The 10611-nt window shown below is 73.4% G+C and carries 11 protein-coding genes; 3 read left to right on the top strand and 8 right to left on the bottom strand.

What is annotated here, in order from left to right; all coding sequences use genetic code 11:
• Window positions 1–116: 116 nt before the first annotated feature.
• Window positions 117–617: an RICIN domain-containing protein gene (locus NOD94_RS37885; RefSeq protein WP_281210789.1), complete on the bottom strand. Its 501-nt coding sequence runs from the start codon at window positions 615–617 to the stop codon at window positions 117–119.
• A 274-nt stretch (window positions 618–891) separates the two neighbouring features.
• Here NOD94_RS37885 and NOD94_RS37880 point away from each other — a divergent pair, with 274 nt between their 5' ends.
• Window positions 892–1917, top strand: a complete 1026-nt coding sequence (locus NOD94_RS37880) for a helix-turn-helix domain-containing protein (RefSeq protein ID WP_281210788.1) — start codon at window positions 892–894, stop codon at window positions 1915–1917.
• Window positions 1918–1976: 59 nt separating this feature from the next.
• Here NOD94_RS37880 and NOD94_RS37875 read toward each other — a convergent pair whose 3' ends face one another.
• From NOD94_RS37875 to NOD94_RS37865, 3 genes are all read right to left on the bottom strand, one after another.
• A complete protein-coding gene (locus tag NOD94_RS37875) occupies window positions 1977–3164 on the bottom strand; it encodes a DUF4185 domain-containing protein (protein WP_281210787.1) in 1188 nt (395 codons plus the stop codon).
• 204 nt (window positions 3165–3368) lie between these two features.
• Window positions 3369–4958, bottom strand: a complete 1590-nt coding sequence (locus tag NOD94_RS37870; RefSeq protein WP_281210786.1) for an NAD(P)/FAD-dependent oxidoreductase — start codon at window positions 4956–4958, stop codon at window positions 3369–3371.
• Window positions 4951–5403: an SRPBCC family protein gene (locus NOD94_RS37865; protein ID WP_281210785.1), complete on the bottom strand. Its 453-nt coding sequence runs from the start codon at window positions 5401–5403 to the stop codon at window positions 4951–4953. Before NOD94_RS37865 ends, NOD94_RS37870 begins: the two co-directional genes overlap by 8 nt.
• A 265-nt stretch (window positions 5404–5668) precedes the next feature.
• Here NOD94_RS37865 and NOD94_RS37860 point away from each other — a divergent pair, with 265 nt between their 5' ends.
• On the top strand, window positions 5669–6124 hold the full coding sequence (locus NOD94_RS37860) for a hypothetical protein (protein ID WP_281210784.1): 456 nt from the start codon (window positions 5669–5671) through the stop codon (window positions 6122–6124).
• A gap of 129 nt (window positions 6125–6253) precedes the next feature.
• Here NOD94_RS37860 and NOD94_RS37855 read toward each other — a convergent pair whose 3' ends face one another.
• From NOD94_RS37855 to NOD94_RS37840, 4 genes are all read right to left on the bottom strand, one after another.
• Entirely contained in the window at window positions 6254–7282 is a 1029-nt protein-coding gene (locus tag NOD94_RS37855; protein ID WP_281210783.1) for an iron-containing redox enzyme family protein, read from the bottom strand.
• Complete coding sequence (locus NOD94_RS37850; RefSeq protein ID WP_281210782.1) at window positions 7279–7566, bottom strand: CDGSH iron-sulfur domain-containing protein; 288 nt, start codon at window positions 7564–7566, stop codon at window positions 7279–7281. The genes NOD94_RS37855 and NOD94_RS37850 overlap by 4 nt, the downstream gene beginning before the upstream one ends.
• Complete coding sequence (locus NOD94_RS37845) at window positions 7550–8221, bottom strand: HemK2/MTQ2 family protein methyltransferase (protein ID WP_281210781.1); 672 nt, start codon at window positions 8219–8221, stop codon at window positions 7550–7552. Before NOD94_RS37845 ends, NOD94_RS37850 begins: the two co-directional genes overlap by 17 nt.
• Before the next feature lie 181 nt (window positions 8222–8402).
• The gene (locus NOD94_RS37840; RefSeq protein ID WP_281210780.1) at window positions 8403–9398 is read right to left on the bottom strand and encodes a magnesium and cobalt transport protein CorA; all 996 of its coding nucleotides are present in this window, start codon (window positions 9396–9398) and stop codon (window positions 8403–8405) included.
• A gap of 172 nt (window positions 9399–9570) precedes the next feature.
• Between NOD94_RS37840 and NOD94_RS37835 the strand changes: the two genes are divergently transcribed.
• The coding region (locus NOD94_RS37835) for an aromatic acid exporter family protein (protein WP_281210779.1) at window positions 9571–10611 on the top strand (1041 nt) is incomplete at its 3' end.

Raw genomic sequence — 10611 nt, 5'->3', positions numbered from 1 at the left:
CCCCCCCCCCCCCCCCCCCCCCCCCCCCCCCCCCCCCCCCCCCCCCCCCCCCCCCCCCCCCCCCCCCCCCCCCACGGGCGCGGGGCACGGTCAGGGCGCCGACCGGGTGGCCGGTGTCAGCGCCAGGACTGCTGCGGCGAACCGTTGCAGTCCCACAGCTGGACCTTCCCGCCGTTGCGGTTCTGGTTGGTGTCGTGGTCCAGGCACTTGCCGTTGTACTTCAGTCGGATGGAGTTGTTCGCACCCCGGTACCAGGACTGCTGCGGCTGGCCGTTGCAGTTCCACAGCTGGACGACGGCGCCGTTGTTGTTGATGGTGTTGGTGTCGGCGTCCAGGCACTTGCCGTTGAAGTCGACCTTCAGCTCCCCGGACCCGTGCAGGACCCAGCGCTGGTTGGCCGCGCGGTTGCAGTCCCAGACCTGCGCCCGGGCGGGGTTGTTGTTGATGGTGTTGGTGTCGGCGTCCAGGCACCGGTTGCTGAGCTGGACCTGGTAGACCACCCCGTCGGCGGCCGCCGGCCGAGCGGCGCCGACGGCGCTCTCGGTGGTGGCGAGGGGGAGGAGCATGAGCGCGAAGCCGACCGACAGGTTCCGGGCCGTACGGGAGTCGAAACGCATTCCTGATGCACCTTTCGAGGGAGAACGGGCCGGCGCCGGACACACCCCTGCCGTACGAGGACGGGGAGGGGGAGCCGGATGGTCACCACCTTGGGGTGAACCGCCGACGGAATGCTCCGAGTTTGTGACGGTTCACCCGGGGCTGCAAGGTTGTCCCGGTTGCTTCGCCAATGTCGGGATCCCTACCCTTCTGACCTGCAGGGACGGGCACGTCCCGGGACGCGGCACGCCGCCCGGGACACGTCGGCGACCTTCCGATGGGGAGACGTTACGGATGAGCCAACTCGACGGAACGCACGCGCACGCCACCGCGGCCCAGCGGCTCGGAGGCGCACTGCGCGGATTGCAGCAGCGGTCCGGGATGACGCTGCGGGACCTCGAACGGCGGGTACTGATCAGCGATTCCTCGCTGTCGCGGTACTTCCGCGGAGCGACGGTGCCGCCCTGGGCGGTGGTGCGCGACATCTGCAAGGCCCTGGACGCCGATCCCGTCGAGTACCGCGGGTTGTGGGAGGCGGCGGACGGCGGCCAGAACCGCCCCCCACCGGCCCCGACCGCCCCGACCGCCCTGCTCGACCCGTCCGACCCGCCCGCCTCATCCGACTCCGACCCCGACCCCGACTCGTCCGACTCGTCCGACTCGTCCGACCCGGCGGGATCACCTGACGGAGCGGGCCGGGGCCCGACCGTGCCCGCCCCCTCTCCCCCGCCGCGGGACGAATCGGGGCCCGCGCCGGCAGTCGCGGACGCCGCCCCGCCGGAGGTCGTGCCCGCGCCCGTGGCCCTTCACGTATCCGTCCCCCGACCCGGTGACGCCGGGCGCACACCGGCGGACCGGCCCGTCGCCGCGGCACGGATGCGCTGGACGGCGGGCGGGCTGCTGGCCGGGCTCGCCATGGGCGCCGCCCTCGCCTTCCTGCTGCATCCGGCCGCGGAGCCCGAAGCCACCGCCCTGGTGTTCCGCAACAAGGCCGGCAACAGCTGCCTGGACGACAGCATCGAGGGACTCCGGATGTGGCCCTGCAACGGGCTCCACTACCAGGAATGGGAGTTCCGCCCCTACGACGGCGGCCCCGGCGCCCTCCGCAACCGGGCGACCGGAGCCTGCCTCGACAACAGCGGCACGGCTCCCCGCGCACGCTCGTGCGACAGGTCCACCCACCAGGGCTGGACCGTCGTCGGCCGTGCCGACGGGTCGGTGCAGGTCCGCAACCTCGCCGCCGGAACCTGCCTGACGGAAGGATCCGGAGTCCTGTCCGTCCGCACCTGTGACGGCTCCGATCCGCAGCGCTGGACCTGAACCGGACCTGAACCGGACCTGACGGGGCGTCGGCACGGGCCCCGATGCGGGGCCCGGGGTCAGGAGGTTCCGGAGGTGTCCGAGGTATCGGATGTGGCGGATGCGCCGAGCCCCCGTACCCGGAACTGCATCACCCGGTACGGCCAGCCCTCCGGCCCGGTCCGCCACTGGCTGACCGTCAGGTGAAGGTCGTCCAGGTGCGAGCCCGGGATGACATAGCCGCCGTACGGCTGGGCCACGTGCGTGTCGTCCTCCCGCCCCCACGGCGCGTCGCGGATCAGGGTGCGTCGGTCGACCCCGGTCAGGTCCGCGGTCGGGCGGTCCATGACGAGGGCCTCGATGCGCGCCTCGGCGGCGTTGAAGCAGACCAGCAGCCAGCGGCCGTCCAGCCGCCGCAGGCACAGCTCGCCGAAGCCGCCCTCCAGGACCGGCGTCGGCGCGTTCCCCCAGGCCCAGGCTCCGTCGCGGTGGCCCCACGGCTCGTAGGCGCTGGGGTCCGCCAGGGCGTTCGACCGGACGCGGTGCAACAGGACCGGCCCGTTCCGGCGGAAGCCCGTCGAGTACGCGTAGACGTGGCCGTCCTCGCCCAGCTCCCAGGTGAGCAGCTGGAACAGTCCGCCGTGCGCGTTCCCGGGGAAGCGGGCTCCGGTGTGCCGCCAGTTCGCGCCCGAGTCGTCCGAGCGCCAGATTTCGCTCCACAGCACCCCGCCCCACCCGCGGTGCACGGTGACGTGCAGGTACAGGACCCCGTCCACGAGGACCACGTCGGAGGGCAGCACGGTGGTGAACAGCGGATTGTCGTGTTCGTACGCCCAGAGCTGGCGCGCGTGCTCCCCGCCGACGGCCCCGCTCCAGACGACGCCCTCCTCGAGGCGTGCGGTCGTGGAGTACAGCCCGACGGGGGAACGCCACCAGCCGCCCCCGACCCGGGCCTCCTCGAAGGTGTCGCCGAAGACGAACAGGGTCCGGCCGTCCGGAACGCGGACCGGGATGCCGAGGTCGGTGGCCTCCATGCGGAACCGGGTCGTCAGACCAGGGCCCGTCAGGTCGCGCACCTTCGTCACCACGAGGGGGCCCGCGCCATCGGGCCGGTCATCCCCACGGCCGGAGCCGCTCGCCGCCCCGCCGCCGATCCGCCCACCGGCGGCATCCGCCGCGCCCATGACCGGGCCCATCGCCGGCCCCAGGGCCGCCGCGGCGACCGCCCTCAGGAACGTCGCCCGGCTCGGTTCCGCTGTCCGTCCCACCGTCACGCTCCCCCAACGGCGCCGGGACGTCCCACGTCACGGCACGATCCCGCGCGGTACGCGGGACAGCGGCTCGGAGCGCCCGTCGAACGGGACACCCGGCCGGCCTGGAGGGGGACGGACCCGGGGACGTCACGACGTGTGCGGCGGTCTCCGGGCCGCCCGGGAGACGGCAGGCCCTGGAGAGGGTCCGCGTCGGACGGGTCAGACGCGTTGGGCGCGGTGGAGGAGGGTGCGTGGGCCGTGGGATCGCAGGGCGGCACGGGCGGCGTTCGCGCCCGGCGCGCCGTGGACGCCGCCGCCGGGGTGGGCGGCGGCGGAGGCCAGGTAGAGGCGTTTTACGGGGGTTTCGGGGCGGCCCGTGCCGGGGGTGGGTCGGAAGATCGCCTGTTGGTGCAGGGCGGTCGTGCCGTTGTTGATGGCGCCGTTGTGGAGGTTTTCGTTCATGGCCTGGAGGGTGGTGGGGGCCAGGATCCGGCGGGCGCGGACGAGCGCGCGGAAGCCCGGTGCGAAGCGTTCCACCTGGGCTTCGATGCGGTCGGCCATGGCTTCCTGCTCACGGGAATCCCAGCGGCCGGTGATGCCGTCGGGGCCGGCGTCGGAGGTGATGTGCTGCGGAAGGTGGGTGTAGGCCCACGCGGACTCCGTACCGGCGGGTGAGCGGGTGGGGTCCGCGGTGGTCATCTGGCCGAACAGCGCGAAGGGTGCGTCGGGAACGTGTCCGGCGGCGATCTGCGCGGCGAACCGGGTGAGGCCGTTGACGCCCTCGGCCACGTGGACCGTGCCCGCGCCGGCCGCTTCCGGTGCCGTCCACGGCACCGGGCCGCTCAGCGCCCAGTCGACCTTGAAGGTCGCGAAGTCCCACTGGAAGCGTTCCAGGTCCCGCAGGAGCCGGGACGGAAGGTGTTCCTCGCCGACGAGGTCCCGGTAGAGGGCGGGCGCCGACGTGTCGGCCAGTACGGCCCTGCGCGCGTCGATCGTCTCCCCGCCCGCGGTCCGGACCCCGACCGCCGTGCCGCCGCGCACCAGGACGGCCTCGACGCGCTCCCCGCAGCGCAGGACGCCGCCGCGGCGCCGGAGGCGGCTCACGAGCGCTGCCGTCAGGGCGCCGGAGCCGCCGACGGGTACGGGGAAGCCGTGGCTCTGGCCGAGCATGGACATCAGCCAGCCGAATCCGCCGCTACCGGCGGCCTCGGGCGCCAGGTCGGCGTGCAGTGCGTTGCCGGCCAGCAGGAGCCGGCCGCCCTCCCCCGCGAACTCCTCCTCCCCCAGGCGGCGCACGGGCAGGGCCAGGTTCCGGGCCAGCCGCAGCCCGCCGGAGGCCCGTACCTTCGCCGCGAGGCGGAGTCCGGCCCGGACCGGGGGGAAGGGGGTGAACAGCGCCTGGACCAGGTCGGGCCCGACACGGCTCCACACCTCGTACATGTCCCGCCAGGCCGCGCCGTCGGCGGGCGCGAACGCTTCCAGTCCGGCGGCGGTTCGCTCCACGCGGCGCTCCAGTACCGCGCACCTTCCGTCCGTCAGCGGGTGGGCGAGTACGGAGGGTGCGTGGCTCCAGCGCAGGCCTTCCGCGGCGAGGTCGAAGCGGGCCAGGACCGGGGAGGCGGCGGCCAGTGGGTAGAAGGCGCTGAACAGGTCCGATACGTAGTCGGGGTGGACGCCGCGGTCGCTGCGGACGGCCCCTCCGGGCTCGGCCTGGGCCTCCAGGACCTCCACGCTCCATCCGGCGTCGGCGAGCACGTTCGCGGCCACCAGCCCGTTGGGGCCCGCGCCGATCACCACCGCGTCAGGCACGGCGGGACCTCGCGGGATCCTGTTCCACGGTCCTGGCAAGGCGGGCCAGCATGCCCCGGTGGCGGAGCTGGATCAGGGCGTCGAGGGCGGGGTTGTGGAAGGTTCCGCCCAGGCCGCGCAGGGGGTGTTCGTCGCAGATGACGAGGGTTTCGTCGCCCCAGGGCCTGAGCTGGAGGAAGATCCTCGCCGTGCCCAGGGCTCCGAACGCGGCCTCCAGCTCCAGTTCTTCACCGGGCTCCCGGTGGCGGACGGTCGTCACCCCTTCGGCCGACCAGGGGCCCAGCCGCACGGTGTAGCGGAGCCGGGAGCCGACGTCGGGCCAGTCCCGGTCCAGCGGGGTGGATTCCGACGGGCCGACCACCCAGTCGCCGTAGCGGGTCGGATCGGCGAGTACCAGCCACACCGCGTGCGGGGGGCGATGGATCAGCTGATTGCGGACGGCCATGGGGGTGGTCCTCCTGCCGGTACGGACGGCCCTGCCGGGGCCGCGCCGTCCCCGCCGCTGCGCCTGCCGGCGGGAAGCGCGAACGCCGCTGCCACTGGTCAGGCCATCGTCCCACCGATCACCCGAGCGGTCGCGCCGACTCCCGACACCCGGCCCGGGCCCCGACCGCGCCCCTCAGGGGCGGGTTTCGCTTGACGGTGCGCAGTAGGGGTAGGCGCCAGCCGTGTCCGGCCCCGTACCGGGCACGGATCCCAGGAGCGTCTTCATGATCCTCATCCTCGGACTCATCATTCTGGTCGTCGCCGCCATCGTCGGGCTGATCGGAATCTTCGGCAATTTCGGGGCCGGCCACGATCTCGACACCGGTGGTGACTTCTCGATCCTCGGCTATCACGCCACCGGCTCGACCGGGTCCCTGTTCCTGATCGGAATCATCGTGGGGGCCGCGGCCCTGCTGGGCTTGGCGCTGGTGATGCTCGGTGCCCGTCGTTCGGCACGCCGCTCCGCGCGCGCCCGACGGGAGCTCGACTCGTCCCGGCGTGAGGCGGCGGTGGTCGACCGGGAGCGCGACGATCTGATCGAGCAACGGGACGACGCCCGCGCCGTGCCGGCGGGTCCGGCCGATGGCGACGGTGTCCTCCCCCCGACGGGTGAACCGGTGGCTGACGCTCCCCGTCGCCGCGGCAACTGGTTCGGCGGCCACCGGACCTCCCCCCGTTGACGCCGGGGGATTCCGGCCGACCCTCCCGCCGGGCAGGCACGTGGAAGCGGCGCGTCGGACGCGGATCCCGACGCGCCGCTCGGACGGAACCCTCCGTCCCGGACCCCGGCATTGGGATCCTCGGCGTCCTCAGTGTTCGGGCAAGGGCCTGCGCAAGGCACTGCGTCCCCGCTCCCAGGCCTCGCGGATGTGGAGCGCGAGGCGGTCCTCCAGGAGTACCGTCGCCGCGCAGCCGAAGGCGACGTCCGCTTCCAGCTCCGGTTCGTCGGCGAGGAGGCCGCCGATGACCTCGTGGCGCACGACCTGTTCGTGGACCGCGTCGGCCTCCACGTGCTCGGCGTAGAAGTGCTCCGCGGCCGGTCCGGCCCCGCAGCGCCGCATGGCGTTGGCCAGGCGCCTGGAGCCGGGCGACGAGGTGACCTCCACGCAGGCGAAGTGGCCGACGAGGGCTCCGCGCAGCGCCCGGTGCAGGCCGAAGAGGGACATCAGGTTGACCGTCGCGAGCAGTGGGGCCGGCCCTTGGTCCAGGTGGCGGCCGTAGGTGGGGTCAAGTCCCAGGTCGGTCATGAGCTCCGCGAAGAGCCGCGCGTGGACGCGGTCGGCCCGGCCGGCGCCGAACTCGTCGTACTCGATGGCGACCATGGCGGCCTTGGCCCGCCCCGTGAGCCTGGGGATCACCCAGGCGTGGGGGTCGGCCTCCTTGAGGTGGTAGAGGGAGCGCAGGGCCGCGTACTCGCGCAACTGCCACAGTTCACCGTCGGTTTCGAGGTACCGACTGAGGCTGCCGGAGAGGTCCACGGGCTCCACGAGCAGCGGCGCGAAGGCTTCCTCGACCGAGCGGGGGGCGTCGGACAGCTCGCTGCGCAGGGCGTGCAGGAAGCGGGCTTCCATCGCCTGCCGCAGCCGCAACAGGTCCGGATCCCACTCCCGTTCGTCGTCCACGCCGTCGAAGCCCCGGTAGTGCAGCTCGTAGAGGAGGTGGAGGGCCAGTTGGAGGTCCTCACCCCACGGGTCGGCGTCGCGTACGCGGCCGGGGGCCCATACCGGAGGGCCGCCCGACCGGAGGGCGTCGACCACGGCCCGGGACAGCTCTCCGCGGCCCTCGACGAGGCGGGGGCCGGCCGCGGTCACCGTCGTGCTCGGGACGGGAGGGGTCATCGCGCGTTCCTGTCGTCGGGGGTCGCGGCGGCGCGCTCGCGACGGCGGTGGCTGGTGTCGCACCAGGGGTACGTGCGGCTGCGGCGGCAGGTGCACACCGCGACCAGGAAGCGGTCGGACCGGGCGATCGTCCCGTCGTCCAGGACGATCTCGACCGGCCCTTCGACCAGGACCGGGCCCTGGGGGTCCACGGACACCCGGCGGGCGGGCGCGTCGTCGGGGACCTCGCGCGGGACGCCGCCGGAGGCAACCTCGCCCGGGACGCCGTCAGAGGTACTGGGCACGGATCACCACCAGCTCTTCCCACTCCTCGGCCTCGACCGCGAGGCCCTGCCGCTCCAGCCAGGAGCGCCGGGAGCGCAGGACGGGGCCCCACGGCACGGTGGCCCTCACCGTGACCTCCGCGGTCAAACCCGTGCCGGTCAGCCGGTCGACGGTCTCCTCGGGCCCGCACATCGCCGAGTGCACCATCAGCAGGACGCCTCCCTCATGCAGCAGTTCCCGGGCGCCCGCGCAGATCCGGTCGATGACCGCCCGCCCGTCGGGGCCGGCGTCCCAGGCCCGCTCCGGACCGCTTGACGGCGGCCGGACCCGCGGGGCGGGGACGTACGGGGGGTTGCTGACCACCAGGTCGAAGCGGTGGCCCTCGGTCCGTGCCTCGAAGTCTCCGTGCAGTACGCGCAGCGCGAGCCGCCGCCGCATGGCGTTGAGCCGCGCCGTCGCCACCGCGGGCCAGGAGACGTCGACCGCGGTGACGCGCGCTCCCCTGGCAGCGGCGTGCAGGGCGAGCGCACCGGTGCCGGTACCGATCTCCAGGACACCCGTGCCGGGCCCCAGGTCCTCGTGCGCGAGCGCCTCGCCGAGGAGTCGGGTGTCCGCCTGCGGCTGGTAGACCCCGGGGAGTGCCAACAGTCCGGTGGGGAGCGTGGCCAAGGTCATGGCCGTACTGGGCACCGCGTACCTCCCGTTTCGAATGCGGCCCGCGGAGCGGGCCGCGGTAATGGGCGACACCCTGCGACTGCCCTCCGCGGGGCGCCTCACCCGAACACGCGTCGACCTTAGGAGGAACAGACGAATCCGCGGGCCGGTCTCCTGCGTTCCCACAGGTCGTGGGGTGTCATCAGAGCCATCCGTTGCGTCGGAACGTGCGGTGGAGGAGGCCCGACGCCACGGCCATGAGGACGACGGCGAGTGGGTAGCCGTAGCTCCAGCGGAGTTCCGGCATGTGGTCGAAGTTCATGCCGTAGACGCCGGCGACCATCGTGGGGACGGCGAAGATCGCGGCCCAGGCGGATATGCGACGCATGTCGTCGTTCTGCCAGGTGCCCACCCTGGCCTGCTGGGCGTCGAGAACCGAGTTCAGCAGTTCGTCGAGCGTCCGCACCTCGGTGTCGGTGCGGTGCAGGTGGTCGGCCACGTCACGGAAGTACGGGAGGACCTTCGGGGGTCGGTCCTCCTCTCCCGGCCCGCTCAGCAGGCCGGGCAGCACCGGGACCAGTGGTTGGACGGCGTCCCGGAACTCGCGGACCTCTCGTTTCAAGGAGTAGATGTCCTCGGTGTGGTCGACGCGGGAGGACGAGAACACGCGGTCCTCCAGCCGGTTGAGCGCGGCCCGCACGGTGTCGGCCGCCTCGCTGTAGGCGTCGACGACGACGTCCAGGACGGCGTGCACCACCGAGAGGGGACCGAAGCGCAGCATGGACGGGTCGGCCTCCAGCCGCCGGGCCGCCTCGGCTGCCGGGTCCACCTCACCGTGGCTGACGGTGAGTACGTAGCGGGGTCCGACGAAGAGCATCAACTCGCCGGTCTCCACCGCCTGTTCCTCCTCGACGTACCAGAGGGTCTTCAGCGCGACGGCGAGCACGTCGCCGAACCGCTCGCGCTTCGGCCGTTGGTGGGCCTGAACCGCGTCCTCGACGGCCAGCGGGTGCAGGCCCAGCTCCCCGGCCAACTGCACGAGTTCGTCCTCGGCCGGGTCGACCATGCGCACCCAGCCGAACTCGCCCTCGCCCAGACCTCGCAGGCGCTTCAGCACCTGCCGGCAAGCCTCGTCGTCAAGACCGCACTCGACCGTCCGCGACCGGCCCGACCGCTCCTCGTACACCACGCATTCCATGCACAGCGCCTGCTTCGAAGCACCGGATTCATGCGTTCCCGTCGGCAGCTCGGGGGTGACGTCCCGCACAAGGGTGTCGCGCCCGACCTCCCGACGTTTCCCTCCGGGCGGCGGGGCATACGGACCCCAGGAGGTGGTCGTCCTGCCCAGGTGGGAGCACGTGCGGGAACGGATGAGGGGGGTTGCCGCGGAGCGGGCGGGCTACCTGCGGCGCGCCGTGCGCGCGGCGGGGAGCGAACGCGACGATCTGGTCCTCGGCGCGAAGACGGTGGTCGCGTCGATGGCCGCGTGGGTGTTGGCGCGCCACCTACTGCCGCCGGCCGTCGCCACGTTCGCGCCGTTCACCGCGTTGCTGGCGTTGCAGGCGACCGTGTACCGCTCGGTGCGCGACTGCGTCCAGTACCTGCTGGCGGTGGTGGCGGGAGCCGTGCTCGCCGCCACCTTGGCGGCGGTGGCGGGCATTCACGGCTGGACGTTCGGCCTCCTCACCCTGCTCGCGCTGTGTGTCGGGCGGATCGAGCGCTTGGGCCGGCAGGGCACCCAGGTCGCCGTCGTCGGCTTCTTCGCGTTCTCCTCCGGCCAGGGTCAGATCGGGTACATCGGTCACCTGGCCGGGTCCGTGGGAATCGGCGCGCTCTGCGGCCTCGCCGCCCACCTCGTCCTCGCTCCGGCCCGGCACGCGCGTCACCGGCAACAGGCCGTCGCCGACCTGTACGCCACCGTGAGCGAGCGATTGAACGGCCTGGCCGACACCATGGAATCGAGCGACCCCGACCGGGAGCGCCTGGGGCGGTGGCATCGGGACGCACACCTGTTGGCCGCCGAGTGCGAGCGCATCCGGGCCGGCATCGACGCCGAGATCGAGAACGGTCACATGAACCCGCGGCGCAGCATCGACGGCGCCGACCGGGCCCTGACCCGGGCGCGGGAGGCGGTCACCGTCGCGGAACGCGGTACGGATCACCTGCGCTCGATGACCCGGACCCTGCACCACGCCCTCGACAGCCGGGAGCTCGGCGGGCTCCCCGCCGCTTTCCGGACGCGTTACGGGTCCGTGTTGCGCGCGTCGGCCTCCGCGATGGGGGAGATCGGCCGGACGTCCCCCACGGACCCGTGTCGGCTCGACGAGATGATCGACGGGGCGGCCGGGGAGCTCGACGCGGCGAACCGGCGGGAACGGACGACCGCGGAGGCTTCGCCGGCCGTCCACGCC

The organism is Streptomyces sp. Isolate_45, assembly GCF_024721315.2.
GTDB lineage: Bacteria > Actinomycetota > Actinomycetes > Streptomycetales > Streptomycetaceae > Streptomyces.
This window is presented reverse-complemented; position numbering and strand designations above follow the sequence as displayed.

Coding starts and splice junctions, on each gene's coding strand:
- NOD94_RS37885 (WP_281210789.1), bottom strand. CDS start 617: ATGCGTTTCGACTCCCGTACGGCCCGGAACCTGTCGGTCGGCTTCGCG.
- NOD94_RS37880 (WP_281210788.1), top strand. CDS start 892: ATGAGCCAACTCGACGGAACGCACGCGCACGCCACCGCGGCCCAGCGG.
- NOD94_RS37865 (WP_281210785.1), bottom strand. CDS start 5,403: ATGGCCGTCCGCAATCAGCTGATCCATCGCCCCCCGCACGCGGTGTGG.
- NOD94_RS37860 (WP_281210784.1), top strand. CDS start 5,669: ATGATCCTCATCCTCGGACTCATCATTCTGGTCGTCGCCGCCATCGTC.
- NOD94_RS37855 (WP_281210783.1), bottom strand. CDS start 7,282: ATGACCCCTCCCGTCCCGAGCACGACGGTGACCGCGGCCGGCCCCCGC.
- NOD94_RS37845 (WP_281210781.1), bottom strand. CDS start 8,221: ATGACCTTGGCCACGCTCCCCACCGGACTGTTGGCACTCCCCGGGGTC.
- NOD94_RS37840 (WP_281210780.1), bottom strand. CDS start 9,398: ATGGAATGCGTGGTGTACGAGGAGCGGTCGGGCCGGTCGCGGACGGTC.